Raw genomic sequence first — 19,003 nt, 5'->3', positions numbered from 1 at the left:
GCCACAACGCGCTTTGGCAGGGGCATGACAATCGAGACATTATCGACCAATCGCAGCTTCGGCGGAACGCAAGGCGTCTACGCCCATGATTCTGCCGAAACCGGCGTCCGCATGACCTTTTCGGTTTTCGTGCCCGATCACGCACCGGGGGCAAAGTTGCCTGTGATCTGGTATCTTTCGGGGCTGACTTGCACCCATGCCAATGTCACCGAAAAGGGTGAGTTCCGCCGGGCATGTGCCGAACTCGGCCTGATTTTTGTCGCGCCCGACACTTCTCCTCGCGGAGAGGATGTGCCCGATGATCCTGCTGGTGCGTATGATTTCGGTTTGGGTGCGGGTTTTTATGTAGATGCCACACAGCCGCCTTTCGCCGAGCACTACCATATGCGCAGCTATATCGAGCATGAGCTGCCGGAATTGGTGGCCGGCAACTTCCCGGTGGATATGGCGCGGCAGGGTATCATGGGCCATTCGATGGGCGGCCATGGCGCGCTGACCATTTCGTTGCGCAATCCCGGGCGGTTCCGCTCGACATCCGCCTTCGCCCCGATCGTCGCACCCTCGCAAGTTCCATGGGGGCATAAAGCGCTCGACGGTTACCTTGGTACGGATCAAGCGGCGTGGCAGGAATATGATGCCTGCGCCTTGATCGATGGCGGTGCGCGGCTACCCGACCTTCTGGTTGACCAGGGGGACGCAGACAATTTCCTCACCGAGCAGTTGAAAACCCATTTGCTTGAGGAAGCTTGCACCCGTGCCGGGCAGAAGGCGACCATCCGGATGCAGCCGGGCTATGATCATAGCTACTACTTCATCTCCACCTTCATGGCCGAACATCTTGCCTGGCACGCCGATCGGCTGAAATGAGGCTGCGCTTATGAGAGTTTTGGGCGCGATCCTCGCCGGCGGGCAATCGCGCCGTTTTGGATCGGACAAGGCCAGTGCGTTGTTAGACGGTAAGCCGCTGCTAGATCATGTCGCAGACGCGCTACGCGGGCAGGCCAAGGCATTGGTGGTCGCAGGAAGGGCGTGGCCGGGAATCGAAAGCGTGACCGACTTACCAAGCCCCGGCCTTGGACCATTGGCCGGATTGGCGGGTGCACTCGATCATGCATGGCGTCATGATTTTGATGCCGTGCTCAGCAGCAGCTGTGATGTGATCGGCTTGCCCGAAAATCTGGCAGAGCAGCTGGGAATCGGCCCCGCCATCGCCGCTGACCTGCCCATCGTCGGGTTTTGGCCCGTTGCGCTCCGCACGTCGCTGCTTGAATGGTTGGCAGACGCGCAAAACCGTTCGGTCTATTCCTTCGCCGCACACATCGGCGCCCGCAAGGTCGATCTCAAGGCTGCGCTCAGGAACGTCAACCGGCCGGAAGACCTTGCATGACAGGCTGGCATTGGCTGCCGTGCGCGCTTATCTAGTCAACCGAATCGCGCGGGTGTAGCTCAATGGTAGAGCAGCAGCTTCCCAAGCTGACGACGGGGGTTCGATTCCCCTCACCCGCTCCATCCCTGCCGCAAAGCTTTTCCAAAACGCCAAAGCCGCTATAGGCTTGCGCGATGATTGACTGCTCTGCGCCTTTTGTCTTGCTTGACGATGCCCGGCGCAGCGATGCGTCTCCGGCACGATTATATTGCAAGCCTCGGCAGATCATCTGCGCCAATGACCAAAGCGAGATTGAAAAGGCACTTGATGCCGTTGCGGATGCGCAACGCGGCGGCCTGCATGCAGCAGGCTTCATGGCCTATGAAGCCGGCTTCGCCATCGAACCGCGATTGGCAGCGCAGCTCACCGACCATGCATTGCCGACCCCGCTGTTGTGGTTTGGCCTTTTTGACGGGTTTGAGGAAATCGCGGCAGGCCATGTTGCGGACTTGCTCCCCGACCCCGAAGGGTGCTGGTTCGGCCCTGTCAGGCCCTCGATAGCACGCGCAGAGTATGAACGCGCGTTTTTGGCGGTAGAAAACTACATCGAGGCAGGCGACATCTACCAGGCCAACCTGACTTTCCGGGCGCACGCTGCCTATGCCGGTAATCCGCTGGCGCTTTATGCAGCAATCCGCCCGCGCGCCGCTGCAGGCTATGGCGGCGTGATCTGGACGGGGAAGGATTGGTTCCTCTCCTTTTCGCCAGAGCTATTCTTCGCTTTGCGCGCGGGCCGTGTGACAGCAAAGCCGATGAAGGGAACTGCTCTGCGAAATGCTGACGCAGCCATCGATGCGGGCCTGGCCGATGAACTGCGCACCGATCCCAAACAACGTGCAGAAAATTTGATGATTGTCGATCTTCTGCGCAACGATCTGTCGCGCGTTGCCAAGCCGGCATCGGTCGAGGTGCCGCAACTGTTCGATATCGAAAGCTATCCGACGGTGCATCAGATGACATCGACCGTCACCGCAGAGTTGGCGGACGGGAAAGATGTCATCGATTTGCTGCGTGCCATATATCCCTGCGGCTCGATTACCGGTGCGCCCAAAATCCGGGCCATGCAGATCATCGATGAACTCGAAACCGCGCCGCGCGGCATCTATTGCGGTTCCTTCGGCAGGATCGATCCCAATGGCGATGCGGCGTTCAACGTGGCCATTCGAACATTTCACTTGAATGAAATGACCAAGCAGGCAAGCTTGGGGCTTGGTTCAGGCGTGGTTGCGGATTCAGAAGCGGCAACCGAATGGGCGGAATGCTTGGCCAAGGGGGAATTTGCGCGGGTGCAAAGACGCGATTTTGATCTGATTGAAACGATGCGCTTTGAAACAGCCGCGGGCATATTGCGGCTGGAAATGCATCTCGAGCGCATGAAGGCAAGCGCGCAGGCGCTGGGTTTTGAATTTGATCGGCACGAGGCGCGCAACCGCCTCCACGCGGCGACTTTCCATCTGGAACAGGATGCACGGATACGCTTGCTTGCCTCGCGTACCGGAACCCTCTCGGTAGAGATTGGCGCCTTGCCTGTTGCGCCGGATAAGGCATGGCGCGTCGCGGTGGTTCCCCTGCCAGTTGACAGCGGCGATTTCCGATTGCGGCACAAGACAACCGACCGCGCATTTTATGATGCTGCCCGCAAGTCGGCTGGTGCCGACGAGGTGTTATTCACCAATCAGCAGGGCGAAATCACTGAAGGCAGCTTCACTTGCCTATTTGTCGAGCGCGATGGTCAATTGCGGACGCCGCCGCTTGCGCGCGGGCTTTTACCATCAATTCTGCGCCGCGAGCTGCTGGAAAGCGGACGCGCGATTGAGGCAGATCTGACTCCAGCCGATCTCGACGCGGGTTTCTTCCTCGGCAACAGTTTGCGTGGGCTGATTCCGGCCAGAAGGGTTGCGTAATTTCCACGCTGGCTCTAGGGGCAAGCGCGCAATCTTGCTTCGTCCTATACAGCTTCGGGAATAAGAAATGATCGACAGGCTTTCCGCCGCACTGGGCCGCATCGCGCCCTCGCCCACGCTCGCAATGTCGGGCCGCGTTTTGGAAATGAAAGCGCGCGGGCTGGATGTGATTGGTCTGTCCGCAGGCGAACCCGATTTCGATACCCCCGATTTCGTCAAGGACGCGGCGATCGAAGCGATCCGTTCGGGCAAGACCAAATACACCGCAGTGGACGGCATCCCCGAGTTGAAAGCTGCGATCCAGGCGAAGTTCAAGCGGGACAATGGTATCGACTACACCACCAAGCAGATTACTGTGAATGCGGGTGGCAAGCACACCTTGTTCAACGCGCTGGTCGCCACTGTCGACCATGGGGATGAGGTTATCATCCCGGCACCTTATTGGGTGAGCTACCCCGACATCGTCCAGTTTGCAGGCGGTACGCCGGTCGTGTTGCTGGCAGGTGCCGATCAGGGGTACAAGATCACCCCCGCGCAACTTGACGCTGCGATCACGCCCAAGACCCGCTGGCTGATCCTGAACTCGCCGTCGAACCCGACCGGTGCCGCTTATACTGCGCTCGAGCTTCAGGCACTGGGCGAAGTCTTGCTCAAGCATCCGCATGTCATGCTGCTGACCGACGATATGTATGAGCATATCTGGTATGCGCAGCAGCCCTTTGCGACGATGCTGCAGGTCTGCCCGGAATTGTACGACCGCACGCTCACCATGAATGGCGCGTCCAAGGCCTATGCCATGACCGGCTGGCGTATCGGCTATGCCGGTGGCCCCGAATGGCTGATCAAGGCCATGGGCGATCTGCAATCGCAATCGACCAGCAACCCCTGCTCGATCAGCCAATATGCGGTTGCGGCTGCGCTCAACGGCCCGCAGGATTTCCTGAAGGAACGCAACGCCAAGTTCAAGGAACGACGTGATCTTGTCGTTTCGATGCTCAACGATGCGCCGGGGCTGAACTGCCCGACGCCCGAAGGCGCTTTCTATGTTTATCCCGATGCCAGCGGCGTGATGGGTAAGACGACGCCGAAGGGTAAGAAGATCGAAACCGATGCCGACCTGATCGACTATTTCCTCGAAGATTGGAATGTTGCGGCGGTGCATGGCGCGGCCTTCGGTCTCTCGCCGGGCTTCCGCATCAGCTACGCAACTTCGGCTGAAGTGCTGCGCGAAGCGTGCACACGAATCCAGTCGGCGTGCGCAGCACTCGTTTGACCGCAAACAGCAGGTTGTTAAGACCTGCTTAACCACTTGCATGGTTGAGATTGTATCGGCGCTGCTCTAGCGGCGGCGCCAGATTTTCGACTCGAACCAAAGTTTCGCAATGACCCGACTGATAAACTTTTTCCGTTCCGAATTGTTCCTCAGCCTAGCTGGGGGCTTCGCGCTGGGTATTGCGGGTATTGCTTTGGTGCGCCCTGCAAGTGCTGAAACCGAACGGCAGGAGGCCAAGGCCTTGGTCATCGAGTCGCAGGCGATCGAGCTTAATCGTTAATTTGCAACCCTTTGCACGCTTCGGCGTTAACGAAATTTAGCCAGATAATATCCTTTGAATCCTGAAGCATGGCGCGCCAGCGCTGCATGATGTGCGGGTTTTACTTTGTGGATAAGTCTGAAGACGATAAAATCCGAGTCGTTGGATCTGGGGGGTGGACCAGTCTGCTTCCATAGTCCCCATGCAATAAGGCTTCTGCGACCCGAACCTTGTTGCTGCTTCGCCCGCGACCAGAAAATCCGGCGCGGGCGTTTGTTTATCTAGGTGCGCGGGAAGCGCTCTTGCGCTTTTGCCGGGCAATCAGCAGCCAGAACGCCATTAGCAGGCTTAGCAAAGATAGCGCGGCAAATCCGATCAGGATCGGATGACTCGTATCCTCCCTCGTTTGCAGGTCCATGATATGCAGCCCCCACATGAAATCGAACACCCGCCACTGCGGCGTGCGGACGGCTAGCAAGGAACCGCTTTCGGCGTCGAGATAAAGATTGGTGTCATCGGCAAGGGCGACTTGCCATGCCGGGCGGCCGCGGCGCAGTTCCAATGGCTCGCGCTCGGCGGGATAGAGGCGGATCGAACTGATTGGTGATTTCCCGCTATAATAGCTTTCGGCCAATGCGCGGATTTCTGCCGCACCAGGGTTTGGCAGCAAACGACCCGTTGCGGGGTCGGCGCGCCGTTCACCCCCATCCTTGTAACGGATGATCCAGACCGGGCCGGTTGAACGCTGTTCAAGGCTCAGCTTCTCAACTGCCCGCCCTTCAAGCAATGGCGCGACTGGCTGCACTGGCGTGATCGCTGCGGGTTCGGTGCGCAAATGCTCACCACGAACATCCTCAATCGGGCTGATGACCATGAACAGCCCCGAAAGCGTCCAGATGATCAGCGGTACGCCAATCAGCCATCCCAGCCAGACATGCCATTTATAGAGTGTGGGATATTTCATCGAGTCACCCTTTATAGGCCGGGATTGCCAACCCTTTGGCGATAGCAGCGGCGCGCAGGCCAAAGCCAGCGATCACGCTCACCAAAGCTGCGGCGGCCAAGGGCGTACCAAATCCCATCAGCGCAACAAACAGGCCGGATGCCAACGCCGATGCTGTGACATATAGTTCAGGCCGAAGGATGATCGAAGGAACGCCAGCGAGCATGTCGCGGATCACGCCGCCGACACAGGCGGTAATCACACCCATCATCATTGCGGGCAACAGGTCGATTCCCAGGCTCAATGATTTCCAGGCACCGAATACCGAATAGACGGCGAGGCCGACGGCATCGAACCAGTCGAGTGCACGCGGGCTCCAGATGCGAACAGGGGCAACCCAGACAAGCAGCGCAGTCGCAAGGCAAGTGGCCGGAAAGCGCCAATCCTGAACCCAGAAAACCGGCGCACCAATCAACAGGTCGCGGACAGTCCCTCCACCAACGCCGGTGAGCAGCGCGAAAAAGGCGAAAGTAACGAGTGTCTGTTTCAACCGGGCGGCAGCAAGTGCACCTGACGCAGCAAAAACGGCAATGCCAAACAGGTCGAGCGCGGCGATCAGCGCCGGGGCGATCTGGGCGACGCCGTCTTCCATTACATGTGGATCGGTTTGCCTTGAACCGCCATCGCCGCTTCCTTCAGCGCTTCCGAATGGGTCGGGTGCGCATGGCAGGTATAGGCAATGTCTTCAGAGGTCGCGCCAAATTCCATCGCCTGTGCGGCCTGCGCGATCATCGTGCCGGCAACGCTGGCAATGCACCACACGCCGAGCACGCGGTCGGTCGCAGCATCGGAGATGACCTTTACGAAACCATCTGGCTCATGGTTGGTTTTGGCGCGGCTGTTGGCGAGCATCGGGAATTTGCCAACCTTGACCTCGCCTTTCGCCTTGGCGGCTTCTTCGGTCAGGCCAACGCCGGCGATTTCGGGCCATGTGTAAACCACCGAAGGGATGACGTCATGGTTGATGATACCGGTCAGGCCCGCGACATTTTCCGCGCAGGCAATGCCTTCATCTTCCGCCTTGTGGGCGAGCATCGGGCCGGGGACAACATCGCCAACCGCCCAGATTCCGGGAACCGAGGTACGGAAATCATGGTCGATATCGATCTGTTCGCGCGCGTTGACCGAAAGGCCCGCCTTGTCGAGTGCGAGGCCGTCGGTGTTCGGCTTGCGCCCGATCGATACCAACACGCAATCGGCTTCGATGGTTTCGGCAGCACCGCCAGCAGCGGGTTCGACAGTCAAGATGGCTTTCTTGCCCTTCACCTGTACACCGGTAACCTTGGTCGAAAGCTTGAATTCGAAACCCTGCTTCTTGAAGATCTTGTTCGCTTCCTTACGAACATCGCCATCCATGCCGGGCAGGATCTGGTCGAGATATTCGACCACCGTCACCTTCGCCCCCAGACGGCGCCAGACCGAGCCTAGTTCAAGACCGATCACCCCGCCGCCGATCACGACCAGATGGTCCGGCACCTTGGGCAGCTCCAGCGCGCCCGTCGAATCGACGACAATGCCCTTGGCATTATCGACTTCCACACCCGGCAGGGGTGTGACGGACGAACCCGTGGCGATGATGAAATTGTCGGCCGTATAGCTCTTGCCCGCGACCTCAATGGCGTTGGCTGAGGTGAAGGCCGCATGGCCCTTGATCCATTCGACCTTGTTCTTTTTGAACAGGAACTCGATGCCACCGGTAAGCCCCTTCACTGCATCGCGGCGTTGGGCGTGCATGGTGTCTAGGTCGAGGCTTATCTTGTCGATTTTGACGCCGAGTTTGGCGAGCGCGCCACTGGCGGCTTCGCTGTACAGCTCGGATGCGTGGAGCATCGCCTTGGACGGGATGCAGCCGACATTGAGGCAGGTACCACCCAGCGTTTCGCGGCTTTCGACGCATGCGGTCTTGAGGCCCAGCTGCGCTGCGCGGATCGCGGCAACATAGCCGCCGGGGCCGGCACCGATAACGATCAGGTCAAAATCTGCCATGGTCTGTTCCTTACAGGTCGATCAGCAAACGGGTGGGATCTTCGATCGCTTCCTTGATCGTCTTCAGCGCGGTCACTGCTTCGCGGCCATCGATGATGCGATGGTCATAGCTGAGTGCGAGATACATCATCGGACGGATGACGATCTGGCCATCGCGCACGACCGGGCGATCCTCGATGCGGTGCAGGCCGAGCACGGCTGACTGCGGCGGGTTGATGATCGGGGTCGACATCAGGCCACCGAAAATGCCGCCATTCGAAATGGTGAAGGTACCACCCGCCATGTCTTCCATGGTGAGGGCGCCGTCCTTGGCGCGCTTGCCCAGATCGCCAATTGCCTTTTCGATATCGGCAAAACCCATCTGTTCGACATTGCGGACAACGGGAACGACAAGGCCATTGGGCGCCGAGACCGCGACCGACAGGTCGACATAGTCATGGTAGATGATTTCATCGCCCTGGATCTGGGCGTTGACCGCCGGGAAATCCTTGAGAGCGAGGCACGCGGCCTTTGCGAAGAAGCTCATGAAGCCGAGCTTCACGCCATGCTTCTTTTCAAAGCTGTCTTTGTAGCGGTTGCGCGCTTCCATCACCGCCGACATGTCGACATCGTTGAAAGTTGTCAGCAACGCCGCGGTGTTCTGCGCATCCTTCAAACGCTTGGCTATGGTCTGGCGCAGGCGCGTCATCTTGACCCGCTCTTCGCGACGTTCGCCAGTTGCGGCTGCTGCAGGTGCGGGTGAAGCAGCAGGAGCGGTGGCGGGTGCCGCCGGCGCACCGCCCTTGGCAGCGGCGAGCACATCTTCCTTGGTCAGACGGCCATCCTTGCCGCTTCCCTTGACCTTGGTCGGATCGATTCCGAGCTCAAGCACCAGGCGGCGGACTGCCGGAGAAAGCGTCAGGTCTGCCGAGGCAGCGTGCGTGGCTTCAACCGTGGACGCTACAGGTGCGGGCGCTGCGGCAGGAGTCGGTGCAGCAACAGGAGCGGCAACGGTCGTGCCCGAACCCGCCTCAATCATCGCAATCACGGCGCCCACATTGACAGTATCGCCCTCGTTGACGAGCAGCGCGCCCATCACGCCGGCGGCAGGGGCCGGGACCTCAACCGCAACTTTGTCTGTTTCAAGGCTGGCAATCGGCTCGTCAGCCGCAACCGCTTCACCCGGCTTTTTCAGCCACTGGCCCAGCGTCGCTTCGGTGATCGACTCGCCCAATGTGGGGACTTTGACTTCGGTGCTCATATCATCGCTCCTTTGGGGGGAGATTATTTCTTTTTTGTGGTGCGCTGGCGGCGGATTTCGTCGCGCACCCCATGGCTCAGGGCATGGGCGATCAACGCTGCCTGCTCCGCCTGGTGCCGTTTCATCAGACCGGTTGCGGGCGAAGCGCTGGCCTTGCGGCCGGCATAGCGTGCACGCGCAGGGCCGACCTTGGCTTGCGCAAGACACTCCTCGATCAGCGGTTCGACAAAGAACCAAGCGCCGTTATTCTGCGGCTCTTCTTGCGCCCAGACGACTTCTTCGAGGTTCACCATACGCTTCAGGCGGACGACCAGCGGTTCACCCGGGAAGGGGTAAAGCTGCTCAAGCCGGACGATCGCGGTATTCTTGTCACCTGCCGCGTTGCGTGCTTCCATCAGGTCATAGGCAACCTTGCCTGAGCAGAGAACGAGGCGCTTTACATCCTTGTCTGCCGGAGCCCATGGGTCCGAAAGGATGCGCATGAAGTGGCTTTCGCCAAGGAAATCCTCGGCTTTCGAAACCGCCATTTTGTGACGCAAAAGCGATTTTGGCGTCATGACGATAAGCGGTTTGCGGAAGGTGCGGTGCATCTGGCGACGCAGCAAGTGGAAGAAATTGGCCGGGGTCGTGCAGTTTGCGACCTGGATATTGTCTTCGGCGCACAGTTGCAGGAAGCGCTCAAGCCGCGCCGAACTATGCTCGGGTCCCTGCCCTTCGAAACCATGCGGCAACAGCATCACAAGGCCGTTGGCGCGCAGCCATTTGGATTCGCCGCTCGCGATGAACTGGTCGATGATGGTCTGCGCGCCGTTGACGAAGTCGCCAAACTGGCCTTCCCACATCACCAATGTTTTCGGATCGGCGCCGGCAAAGCCATATTCATAGCCGAGCACGCCGAACTCGGAGAGCGGGCTGTCATATACCTCGAACCGGCCATGCGGCACGGTCGATAGCGGCACATATTTGTTCTCGTTGGTCTGGTCCACCCAGACAGCATGGCGCTGGCTGAAGGTACCGCGACCCGAATCCTGCCCTGATAGGCGGACGCCAAAGCCTTCCGACAACAGTGAACCGAATGCGAGAGCTTCGCCGGTTGCCCAGTCGAAATTTTCACCGCTGGTGAACATGTTCTTCTTGGCATCGATCACGCGGCCGAGTGTCGGGTGCAGCGCATGGCCTTCGGGAACCGTCGTCAGGATGCGGCCAAGGCCGTCCATCAGTTTCTTGGCGATGCCCGTCGGCACGTTGCGGCGGGACGTTTCGGGATCGGCAGGCTTGTTGAAACCAGCCCAGCGACCGCCAAACCAATCGGCATCATTGGCCTTGTAGGTCTGGCCAGCCTCAAACTCCTGCTCTAGGATCTGGGTGAATCGCATGGCATGTTCGGCGGCCCAGTTGGCGTCGATCACGCCTTCCTGCACCAGCCGCTGCGCATAGACTTCGCTCACGCCCGGCTTGCCCTTGATCACCTTGTACATCAACGGCTGGGTGAAGCCGGGCTCGTCGCCTTCATTGTGGCCAAAGCGGCGATAGCACCACATGTCGATCACGATGTCGCGGTGGAAGCGTTGGCGGAACTCGATCGCCATCTTGCAGGCAAAGGTCACCGCTTCGGGATCGTCGCCATTGACGTGGAAGATCGGTGCCTGGACGCCCTTCGCCACATCGCTCGGATAGGGCGAGGAGCGTGCAAATTGCGGGCTGGTGGTGAAACCGACCTGGTTGTTGACGATGAAGTGGATGCAGCCGCCGGTATTGTATCCGCGGATGCCCGAAAAGCCGAGGCATTCCCAGACTATGCCCTGGCCGGCAAAGGCGGCATCGCCATGGAGCAGCACCGGAAGCACCTGTTCGTGCTTGCCAAGATCGTCGCGGATCGTCTGGTTTGCGCGGACCTTGCCGAGCACCACCGGGTTCACCGCTTCGAGGTGTGACGGGTTGGGAACCAGCGACATGTGGACCTTCACGCCGTCAAACTCGCGGTCGGTTGAAGTGCCGAGATGGTATTTCACATCGCCCGACCCGCCGACATCTTCGGGGTTGGCAGAGCCGCCCGAAAATTCGTGGAAGATGATGCGATAGGGCTTGGCCATCACATTGGCGAGCACGTTGAGGCGACCGCGATGCGGCATGCCATAGACGATTTCGCGAACGCCCAAATGGCCGCCATATTTGATGATTGCTTCGAGCGCGGGGATCATCGCCTCGCCACCATCAAGGCCGAAACGCTTGGTGCCGACATATTTCTTGGCGAGGAACTTCTCGTATTGCTCGGCCTCGATCACCTTGGCGAGGATGGCCTTCTTGCCTTCGGGCGTGAACGAAATCGCGGCGTCCCTGCCCTCCATCCGCTCCTGCAGGAAGCGCCGTTCCTCTACATCGGCGATGTGCATATATTCGAGGCCAACGGGGCCACAGTAATTTGCGCGCAGCGTGGCAACCAGTTCGCGCACACTGACCCATTCAAAGCCCAATGTGCCGCCGACATAGACCTGACGGTCGAGGTCGGCGTCGGTGAAACCATGATAGGCCGGGTCAAGGTCGGCCGGGATGTCCTGCTTGGAAAGACCGAGCGGATCGAGATTGGCGGCCAGATGCCCGCGCACACGATAGGTGCGCACCAGCATCATCGCGCGGATCGAATCGCCCGCGGCTGCAACCGCATCGCCCTGCGCCATCGGCTTGCCAGCTGCCTTTGCCGCCGCCTTGATCTCGACCGCCATCTGTGTGGGGTCGAGTGCGCCGGTCAGCTCGTCGGTTTCACCAAAGCGCCAGTTGGGGCGCTGCCAGCTGGGGCCGCGCTCCGCTTCAAACTCATGATTTTCAAAACCCATTGGTCTTGCCTTTCCCGGGGAGGAGGAAAATGCCGTCCCTTTTCTTAGCCTTTCAGCGCCTCGACGAGCGTGGTGCCAAGTTCGCTCGGTGATGCGGCAACGCGGATGCCTGCAGCTTCCATCGCTGCAATCTTCGATTCCGCATCACCCTTGCCGCCCGAAACGATCGCGCCGGCATGGCCCATGCGGCGGCCCGGAGGTGCGGTGCGTCCGGCGATGAAGCCGGCCATCGGTTTCTTGCGTCCGCGCTTGGCTTCGTCGATCAGGAACTGTGCGGCCTGCTCTTCTGCATCGCCACCAATTTCGCCGATCATGATGATCGACTTGGTATCTTCGTCCGCCAGGAACAGCTCAAGCACGTCGATGAAGTTGGTGCCATTGACCGGGTCACCACCAATGCCGACCGCAGTGGTCTGGCCAAGGCCTTCATTGGTGGTCTGGAACACGGCTTCATATGTCAGCGTGCCCGAACGCGAGACAACGCCGACCGAACCCTTGGAGAAGATGTTGCCCGGCATGATGCCGATCTTGCATTCATTGGGGGTGAGGACGCCGGGGCAGTTGGGCCCGATCAGGCGCGATTTGCTGCCCGAAAGTGCGCGCTTCACCTTGACCATGTCGAGCACCGGAATGCCTTCGGTGATGCAGACGATCAGCGGAACTTCGGCATCGATGGCTTCAAGGATCGAGTCAGCTGCGAATGGCGGCGGAACATAGATAACGCTGGCATCTGCGCCAGTGACGTGCACGGCCTCGGCCACTGTATCGAACACCGGCAGGTCGATATGCGTCGTGCCGCCCTTGCCGGGGGTAACGCCGCCAACCATCTGCGTGCCATAGGCAAGCGCTGCCTGGGTGTGGAAGGTACCGGTATCGCCGGTCATGCCCTGGGTGATGACCTTCGTGTTCTTGTTCACCAAAATCGACATTCAAATTCCTCCAAATCGACAGGGCGATCCCAACCGCTCCCGACAAACCTAAAATATCTGCGCCATATGGCAGTTGCCGGTTTGCACCGGCAACGCACCTCTTATTTCAGCGACGGATCCAGTGCCTTGCACGCGTCCAGCAGTTCCTTGACCGCATCGACCGAGACCTGCAAGCCAGCCTTGTCGGCTTCGTCGAGTTCGATTTCGATCACCTTTTCAACGCCGCCGGCACCGATCAGCACGGGGACGCCGACATACAGGCCATCGACGCCATATTGGCCATCAACATAAGCGGCGCAGGGCAGAATGCGCTTCTGGTTGGAAAGATAGGCTTCGGCCATTGCGATGCCGCTGGCTGCGGGCGCGTAGAAGGCTGAGCCGGTGCCGAGCAGCGCGACGATTTCGCCACCACCACCACGGGTGCGCTTGACGATCGCGTCGATCTTTTCCTGGGTCGAAAGGCCCATCTTGACGAGGTCGGGCACCGGAATGCCGTTGACCGTCGAATAACGCACGACAGGGACCATCGTGTCGCCATGGCCGCCAAGGACGAAGGTGTTCACATCGCGCACCGACACGTCGAATTCATCGGCGATGAAGTGGCTGAAGCGGGCAGAGTCGAGAACGCCCGCCATGCCGACAACCATGTTGTGCGGAAGGCCGGAGAATTCGCGCAGCGCCCACACCATCGCGTCGAGCGGGTTGGTGATGCAGATGACAAATGCGTTCGGCGCGTTGGCAGCAATGCCTTCGCCGACAGCCTTCATCACCTTGAGGTTGATACCGAGAAGATCGTCGCGGCTCATGCCCGGCTTGCGGGCGACACCGGCGGTGACGATGATCACATCGGCCCCGGCAATATCCTTGTAATCGTTCGAACCGGTGATTTTGGCATCAAAGCCTTCAACCGGGCCGCACTGCGAAAGGTCGAGCGCTTTGCCCTGTGGCACGCCTTCGACAACGTCGAACAGGACGATATCGCCCAATTCCTTTTGAGCTGCGAGGTGGGCGAGCGTGCCGCCGATATTGCCTGCGCCAATGAGCGCAATCTTCTTGCGGGCCATTACCTGTGTCCTTCCTTTGGGCCTGAGGCACGCGCCATCCGCACGGAACGTGCCGTTAAGGGAATTAGGGGCGCGTTAGGCCGATTCGAACCCTACGGCAACCCTATAAAAGTCCATAGTTAAGGCTTTTTGTGATAACAGTTCGCAATAGCATTAGTGGCGGGAATATTAGCCCGCCAAGCGCTTGAGCATGTCCATCCAGATCGGTATTTGGCCATGAAACCCATCGGCATATACCCGTTCGTTGAGCCCATGTGCACCCTCCGGTTCTCCTACTATGCCCCACAGGCCGCTAAAGCCATAAACCGGAATGCCGTTTGCGCGCAGGAAGGCGCCATCGGTTGCACCCGCCGACTGGAACGGAATCACAGGCGTATCCTTGAACCGTGTCGCGACTGCCGCCTTATAGGCTTCCAATATGTCCTCGCGCATCGGCGATGGAGAGGTTTCAGGAGTCGGTGATCCGGGAACCACGGTGACGGAGACGTTTGGGCCCGAAAGGTCCTGCAACTGCTGGCGTACCGATTCTATCGAAACACCCGGGAAAATCCGGCAATTGACATTGGCTTCGGCCTTTTGCGGCAATGCATTGGGCGCGTGCCCGCCAGACAGCATCGTCGCAACGCAGCGGGTGCGGGTGTAGCCCGGATCAAACTGTTCGAGCAGGTCGGCGGATTCCCGGTCATTGGGATCGGCGAGGAAGCGTTTCACCAGTTCGCCGAACTGTCCGCCATCGCGTTTGGCGATTTGCTCATAACCCGCGCGGGTGGCATCGTTGATCATCGGCGGAAAGCGGTGGTGTTCCAGTGCCGTAATTGCATTCGCCAAGGCGTAAATGGCGTTGTCCGGCCGGGGCGCACTGCTGTGCCCGCCGCGATTGATCGCCGTCAGCTTGTAATCGGCATAGGTTTTCTCGGCGATCTGCATCGCAAAGACATCGGGCCTGCCATCCTTGTAAACCGATCCGCCGCCTGCATCGCCGTTGAGCGCATATTCGGCATCGATAAGTGAACGCCACTCGGTTGCTGCCCGCCGGGCACCGTCGCCGCTGGTTTCTTCATCGCCGGTGTACAGCACGATGATGTCGCGGCTGGGGGCAAATCCCTCTGCACGCAGATATTGCAGGGCGATCAGGATGCCGGTGAGCGCCGCTTTGTTGTCGTTCGATCCGCGCCCGAGATAATAGCCATTCTCTTCACGAAACTGGAAAGGCGGAAACTTCCAATCGCTCTCCTTGGCCTCAACCACATCCATATGCGCCATCAGCAGGATCGGTTTCTTCCCGCTGGGTTTGGAAGCGGGCCAGCGCGCGATCAAAGTCTGTGTGCCGTCATGGTCCTTGACCACCACATTGGTAATTCCGACCTTGCGGAATTCGGCGGTCAACAGCCCGGTCAGTTTCTTGAACTCGGTCGTGCGGCCTTTGACCGTTGGAATTTCGACGATCTTGGCGAACAAGTCGCGCTCTGACTGCCGGTTGGATGTCTCTGCTCCAAGTGCCTGGCTCGAAACACAGGCCAGCAAGGCTGCGCCAATTGCCGATAAGGTCTTCATCATCCTTTTCTCCCTTTGCAGCAACCTAACGCGCACCGTGCCCTTCGGCCAGATATTCCTCTGACTGCATTTCCATCAATCGGGATACGGTGCGTTCAAATTCGAACCGGCCATCGCCCTGCGGATATAGCTCATCAGGCGCAGCGTCGGCGGCAGCGATCAGTTTGACCTTATATTCGTAAAGCGCATCGATCAGCGTCACGAAACGTGCGGCCTCGTTGCGGTTGTGCGGCCCGAGCACTGGGATGCCGACGATGATGACGGTGTGGAATCGCCGGGCGATTGCCAGATAGTCTGCGGCGCCGCGCGCTTCCGCGCACAAGCGTTTGAATGAGAAGACCGCAACACCTTTCAGCGCCTTGGGGACATGCATCGTGCGCCCGGTACCAACATCGATTTCTGCCGATGGCACATGCGCCCGGTCTTCGGGCGGATAGTCGGTCAGGTGGAAGAAGGTCTCTGACAATTCTTTGGTCGCTTCGGGGCCATTGGGCACCAGCCAGGTGCGGGCATGGCCAAGCCGGTCACGGCGATAATCGGTCGGCCCATCGAGCGCCATGACGTCAAGCCGCACCTTCACCAAATCGATGAAAGGCAGAAAAAGCTGGCGGTTGAGGCCATCCTTGTACAGATCATTTGGATGCCGGTTCGATGTGGTGATTACGGTAACGCCCGCATCGAACAGCCCGACAAACAGCCGCGACATGATAGCCGCATCGGCCATGTTGTTGACCACCATCTCGTCGAAACACAGCAAGCGCGCCTCGGCCGCCAATGCCGCAACGACTGGCGGAATTGGATCGCCCTTTTCTTTTTCGCGCTCCACCTTCAGCCGCGCATGGATATCGAGCATGAACTCATGGAAATGCGCGCGGCGTTTGCTGTCGAACCGGACATTGTCGAAAAACAGGTCCATCAACATCGATTTGCCGCGACCCACCCCGCCCCACAGATAGAGCCCGCGCACAGGCTCGGGTTTTTTGCCGAGCAAACGCTTCAATGGATTGATGCTGGTCGGAACATTTTCGAGTTGTTGCTGGATTTCTGCCAGCTTGGCCGCAGCACGCGCCTGGTCCGGATCCGGTTTCAGCTCGCCTGCAGCAACCAGCGCGTCATAGGCAGCGAGCAATCCGGTCATTTCTTGTCTTGGGATGCCTTGCGGATCGTTCCCGAGAAAGAAGCGACGATATGTTCATCGTTCGGCCCCTGCACCACCATGCCGCGCAGGAAAATCAGCCGGCCAGTTTCGCGCACTTGCTCGACAACTGCATCGAGCGGTTCATCAACGCGCCCACCACCGATAAATTGGGTACCCAGATCGAGCGTCACCGAGAATCCGGCGTTGAGCGAACCAAATTGGTGCGAAGCGGCAAACAAGGCGACGTCGATCAAAGCCAACGTCACTGCGCCATGAACATTGTTGCCGAGGTTGGTGTGCTTCCGTGTCGGGTGCATGCGGATTCGCGCGCGCGGCCGTCCATCGGGCAACGGTGCTTCAAGCCGCACCGATAGCGGCTCGATGAAGGCGTTGAACCGGGTTTGGTCGTTGAGGTTCCAGCTCAGCCAACCGCCATCCAATGCCTCGGCATCAAAATGTTCGGCGCGCTTTGGTTCCTCTATGCCATCGTTCATGATTTGGCGTTCAAATCTGGCGCTCCGCCATCATCTTCTTGGTTTCGGCAATTGCCTTGGCCGGGCTCAGACCCTTCGGGCAGGCATTGGCGCAGTTCATGATGGTGTGGCAGCGATAGAGACGGAACGGATCTTCAAGGTCGTCGAGGCGCTCACCGGTCATCTCGTCGCGGCTGTCGGCGAGCCAGCGATACGCCTGCAACAGAATTGCCGGGCCAAGGAATTTGTCGCTGTTCCACCAGTAAGACGGGCAGCTGGTCGAGCAGCAAGCGCATAGGATGCACTCATACAGGCCGTCGAGTTTTGCACGGTCTTCGGGGCTTTGCAGGCGTTCCTTGCCCGACGGCGTCGGGGTGACGGTCTGCAGCCAGGGCTTTATCGACGCATATTGCGCGTAGAAGTGCGAAAGGTCTGGCACTAGGTCCTTGACCACTTCCATATGCGGCAGCGGGGTGATGGTGACTTCGCCCTTGCAGTCTTCGATCGCGGTGGTGCAGGCAAGGCCATTCTTGCCGTTCATGTTCATCGCGCACGAACCGCAAATGCCTTCGCGGCACGAACGACGGAAGGTCAAAGTCGAATCCTGCTCGGACTTCATCTTGATGAGTGCGTCGAGCACCATCGGGCCGCAATTGTCGGTATCGACCTCGAAAGTGTCATAACGCGGATTCTCGCCGCTGTCGGGGTCATAACGATAGACCTTGAACTTGCGCGCGGTGCCATTGCTGGTCGCGGCGTGGGTCTTGCCCTTCTGGACCTTGCTGTTCTTCGGCAAAGTGAATTCGGCCATGTCTCTATCCCGATACTGAATCTGTGAACGCCCTAACCAAGCGGGCACCCCCAAGCAAATGCAATTTTTAACTGCGCAGTTGAATGCAGGTTTATATCCTAGGCATCAATCCGTGGCGGATCAGGCTTTCGGCGATGATGGTCTCGATCAGGTCTTCCTGTTTCCAGCCCATCAGCACTGCTGAACGGCCATAGACTTTCTCCGACCACAGGTTGCACTGCAGGTTGACCTCGAGCAGGTTGATCTCGCCGGTTTCTTCATTGAAGCGAAATTCAAAGCGACCGAAATCAAACGGGCGGAAAATCTCTGCCAGCGTCAGCGTCATCGCCTTGATCTTTTCCCAGGCTTCATCGCCCTCGAAAGGCACCAGCGTGTATTTGTGCTCGCGCGCAACCAGATCGCGCTTTTCAGCATGGGTGCGCAGGTGCGACGGATCGGCCTGTTTGAACAGCATCGGCGGCATTACGAATGGTGCGCCATCCTTGGTGATGACTGGCACTTCGACATCGCTGCCATTCATGAACGGTTCGACAATCGCGTCATGGCCTTCGGCATGGATGCGCAGCACCGCTTCCTTGACGCCCTGCCAATCGGTCGCATCGCCGATTCCCCAGCTCGCCGAGCTGTTATTGGGCTTGATCACGAAACGGCTGCCCTTGGGGCAGCGGGCTTCCTCCACCGGCGCGCCTGCGCGATAGACAGCCCAGTCGCACGTCGGGACGCCGCGCGCCTTGCCTTCCAGCTTGGTCAGATGCTTGTCGTCAGCCAGGCCGCGCAGGATCGGGTTGGCGCCGAGATATGGGACACCCAATCGTTCGCACAGCAGCGGGCAAAGCATCTCCGAATTGAAGAAACCGCCGCGGTTGAGCATCGGCCAGACAAAATCGACGCCCGGATCGGTGAAGAGCGATTCATATTTGTTCGCCACGCTCAATTTCTCGAACAGCCCGGCAAGGATCGTCTTCATTTCATAATGATAGGGCGAATGGTTGCCATCGGTGCCGTGCAGGCTGCCATCGCCCAGCGCATGCTTGGCGATGAACAGGATGCGCAATTTCTTGCGGGCTTCGTCGGTAAGGCGGGTAGGCTCGGTCATGATCATATCCTTG

General features: G+C 59.3%; 17 protein-coding genes and 1 tRNA gene. 6 read left to right on the top strand and 12 right to left on the bottom strand.

The window, feature by feature from the left end; translation table 11 throughout:
• The first annotated feature begins 24 nt into the window (after positions 1–24).
• The 6 genes from fghA to ACFSAG_RS04750 all read left to right on the top strand — a co-directional run bounded on the left by fghA (position 25) and on the right by ACFSAG_RS04750 (position 4,883).
• Positions 25–867 (top strand): S-formylglutathione hydrolase, encoded by an 843-nt coding sequence (fghA, locus tag ACFSAG_RS04775; RefSeq protein WP_381511872.1) that lies wholly within the window; start codon positions 25–27, stop codon positions 865–867.
• A gap of 10 nt (positions 868–877) precedes the next feature.
• Positions 878–1,387 (top strand): molybdenum cofactor guanylyltransferase, encoded by a 510-nt coding sequence (mobA, locus tag ACFSAG_RS04770; protein WP_381511869.1) that lies wholly within the window; start codon positions 878–880, stop codon positions 1,385–1,387.
• 48 nt (positions 1,388–1,435) lie between these two features.
• A tRNA-Gly gene (locus ACFSAG_RS04765) sits at positions 1,436–1,509 on the top strand.
• Positions 1,510–1,560: 51 nt separating this feature from the next.
• Positions 1,561–3,330, top strand: a complete 1,770-nt coding sequence (gene pabB / locus ACFSAG_RS04760; protein ID WP_381511867.1) for an aminodeoxychorismate synthase component I — start codon at positions 1,561–1,563, stop codon at positions 3,328–3,330.
• Between the two features lie 70 nt (positions 3,331–3,400).
• A complete protein-coding gene (locus ACFSAG_RS04755; protein ID WP_374612143.1) occupies positions 3,401–4,603 on the top strand; it encodes a pyridoxal phosphate-dependent aminotransferase in 1,203 nt (400 codons plus the stop codon).
• 109 nt (positions 4,604–4,712) lie between these two features.
• Positions 4,713–4,883 (top strand): hypothetical protein, encoded by a 171-nt coding sequence (locus ACFSAG_RS04750; protein WP_374611858.1) that lies wholly within the window; start codon positions 4,713–4,715, stop codon positions 4,881–4,883.
• A 256-nt stretch (positions 4,884–5,139) separates the two neighbouring features.
• On the opposite strand, the gene ACFSAG_RS04745 is transcribed toward ACFSAG_RS04750, so the two are convergent.
• The 12 genes from ACFSAG_RS04745 to ACFSAG_RS04690 all read right to left on the bottom strand — a co-directional run bounded on the left by ACFSAG_RS04745 (position 5,140) and on the right by ACFSAG_RS04690 (position 18,990).
• Positions 5,140–5,826 (bottom strand): PepSY domain-containing protein, encoded by a 687-nt coding sequence (locus ACFSAG_RS04745; RefSeq protein ID WP_381511862.1) that lies wholly within the window; start codon positions 5,824–5,826, stop codon positions 5,140–5,142.
• 4 nt (positions 5,827–5,830) lie between these two features.
• Complete coding sequence (locus ACFSAG_RS04740; RefSeq protein ID WP_381511860.1) at positions 5,831–6,457, bottom strand: trimeric intracellular cation channel family protein; 627 nt, start codon at positions 6,455–6,457, stop codon at positions 5,831–5,833.
• Positions 6,457–7,851, bottom strand: a complete 1,395-nt coding sequence (gene lpdA / locus ACFSAG_RS04735; RefSeq protein ID WP_381511858.1) for a dihydrolipoyl dehydrogenase — start codon at positions 7,849–7,851, stop codon at positions 6,457–6,459. Before lpdA ends, ACFSAG_RS04740 begins: the two co-directional genes overlap by 1 nt.
• 10 nt (positions 7,852–7,861) lie before the next feature.
• The gene (odhB, locus tag ACFSAG_RS04730; protein ID WP_381511855.1) at positions 7,862–9,091 is read right to left on the bottom strand and encodes a 2-oxoglutarate dehydrogenase complex dihydrolipoyllysine-residue succinyltransferase; all 1,230 of its coding nucleotides are present in this window, start codon (positions 9,089–9,091) and stop codon (positions 7,862–7,864) included.
• 23 nt (positions 9,092–9,114) lie between these two features.
• On the bottom strand, positions 9,115–11,925 hold the full coding sequence (locus tag ACFSAG_RS04725) for a 2-oxoglutarate dehydrogenase E1 component (protein ID WP_381511852.1): 2,811 nt from the start codon (positions 11,923–11,925) through the stop codon (positions 9,115–9,117).
• A 44-nt stretch (positions 11,926–11,969) separates the two neighbouring features.
• Positions 11,970–12,854 (bottom strand): succinate--CoA ligase subunit alpha, encoded by an 885-nt coding sequence (gene sucD / locus ACFSAG_RS04720; protein ID WP_381511849.1) that lies wholly within the window; start codon positions 12,852–12,854, stop codon positions 11,970–11,972.
• A gap of 101 nt (positions 12,855–12,955) precedes the next feature.
• Positions 12,956–13,918, bottom strand: a complete 963-nt coding sequence (gene mdh, locus ACFSAG_RS04715) for a malate dehydrogenase (RefSeq protein ID WP_374611845.1) — start codon at positions 13,916–13,918, stop codon at positions 12,956–12,958.
• A 168-nt stretch (positions 13,919–14,086) separates the two neighbouring features.
• Positions 14,087–15,475 (bottom strand): M20/M25/M40 family metallo-hydrolase, encoded by a 1,389-nt coding sequence (locus tag ACFSAG_RS04710; protein WP_381511845.1) that lies wholly within the window; start codon positions 15,473–15,475, stop codon positions 14,087–14,089.
• A 22-nt stretch (positions 15,476–15,497) separates the two neighbouring features.
• Entirely contained in the window at positions 15,498–16,610 is a 1,113-nt protein-coding gene (zapE, locus tag ACFSAG_RS04705; RefSeq protein ID WP_381511842.1) for a cell division protein ZapE, read from the bottom strand.
• Positions 16,607–17,104: a PaaI family thioesterase gene (locus ACFSAG_RS04700; protein ID WP_381511839.1), complete on the bottom strand. Its 498-nt coding sequence runs from the start codon at positions 17,102–17,104 to the stop codon at positions 16,607–16,609. Before ACFSAG_RS04700 ends, zapE begins: the two co-directional genes overlap by 4 nt.
• A 10-nt stretch (positions 17,105–17,114) precedes the next feature.
• Entirely contained in the window at positions 17,115–17,894 is a 780-nt protein-coding gene (locus ACFSAG_RS04695) for a succinate dehydrogenase iron-sulfur subunit (protein ID WP_374611837.1), read from the bottom strand.
• A gap of 91 nt (positions 17,895–17,985) precedes the next feature.
• A complete protein-coding gene (locus ACFSAG_RS04690; protein ID WP_381511836.1) occupies positions 17,986–18,990 on the bottom strand; it encodes a D-alanine--D-alanine ligase family protein in 1,005 nt (334 codons plus the stop codon).
• Between the last annotated feature and the right edge of the window lie 13 nt (positions 18,991–19,003).

The organism is Sphingorhabdus buctiana, from assembly GCF_042680825.1.
GTDB classification, from domain to species: domain Bacteria; phylum Pseudomonadota; class Alphaproteobacteria; order Sphingomonadales; family Sphingomonadaceae; genus Sphingorhabdus_B; species Sphingorhabdus_B buctiana.
The sequence above is the reverse complement of the archived record's forward strand: the minus strand, read 5'-3'. Positions and strand labels throughout refer to the sequence as shown.

Excerpts from the sequence above, each read along its gene's own strand:
- fghA (WP_381511872.1), top strand. The coding sequence starts at position 25 with ATGACAATCGAGACATTATCGACCAATCGCAGCTTCGGCGGAACGCAA.
- mobA (WP_381511869.1), top strand. The coding sequence starts at position 878 with ATGAGAGTTTTGGGCGCGATCCTCGCCGGCGGGCAATCGCGCCGTTTT.
- pabB (WP_381511867.1), top strand. The coding sequence starts at position 1,561 with ATGATTGACTGCTCTGCGCCTTTTGTCTTGCTTGACGATGCCCGGCGC.
- ACFSAG_RS04750 (WP_374611858.1), top strand. The coding sequence starts at position 4,713 with ATGACCCGACTGATAAACTTTTTCCGTTCCGAATTGTTCCTCAGCCTA.
- ACFSAG_RS04745 (WP_381511862.1), bottom strand. The coding sequence starts at position 5,826 with ATGAAATATCCCACACTCTATAAATGGCATGTCTGGCTGGGATGGCTG.
- ACFSAG_RS04740 (WP_381511860.1), bottom strand. The coding sequence starts at position 6,457 with ATGGAAGACGGCGTCGCCCAGATCGCCCCGGCGCTGATCGCCGCGCTC.
- lpdA (WP_381511858.1), bottom strand. The coding sequence starts at position 7,851 with ATGGCAGATTTTGACCTGATCGTTATCGGTGCCGGCCCCGGCGGCTAT.
- odhB (WP_381511855.1), bottom strand. The coding sequence starts at position 9,091 with ATGAGCACCGAAGTCAAAGTCCCCACATTGGGCGAGTCGATCACCGAA.
- ACFSAG_RS04725 (WP_381511852.1), bottom strand. The coding sequence starts at position 11,925 with ATGGGTTTTGAAAATCATGAGTTTGAAGCGGAGCGCGGCCCCAGCTGG.
- sucD (WP_381511849.1), bottom strand. The coding sequence starts at position 12,854 with ATGTCGATTTTGGTGAACAAGAACACGAAGGTCATCACCCAGGGCATG.
- mdh (WP_374611845.1), bottom strand. The coding sequence starts at position 13,918 with ATGGCCCGCAAGAAGATTGCGCTCATTGGCGCAGGCAATATCGGCGGC.
- ACFSAG_RS04710 (WP_381511845.1), bottom strand. The coding sequence starts at position 15,475 with ATGATGAAGACCTTATCGGCAATTGGCGCAGCCTTGCTGGCCTGTGTT.
- zapE (WP_381511842.1), bottom strand. The coding sequence starts at position 16,610 with ATGACCGGATTGCTCGCTGCCTATGACGCGCTGGTTGCTGCAGGCGAG.
- ACFSAG_RS04700 (WP_381511839.1), bottom strand. The coding sequence starts at position 17,104 with ATGAACGATGGCATAGAGGAACCAAAGCGCGCCGAACATTTTGATGCC.
- ACFSAG_RS04695 (WP_374611837.1), bottom strand. The coding sequence starts at position 17,894 with ATGGCCGAATTCACTTTGCCGAAGAACAGCAAGGTCCAGAAGGGCAAG.
- ACFSAG_RS04690 (WP_381511836.1), bottom strand. The coding sequence starts at position 18,990 with ATGACCGAGCCTACCCGCCTTACCGACGAAGCCCGCAAGAAATTGCGC.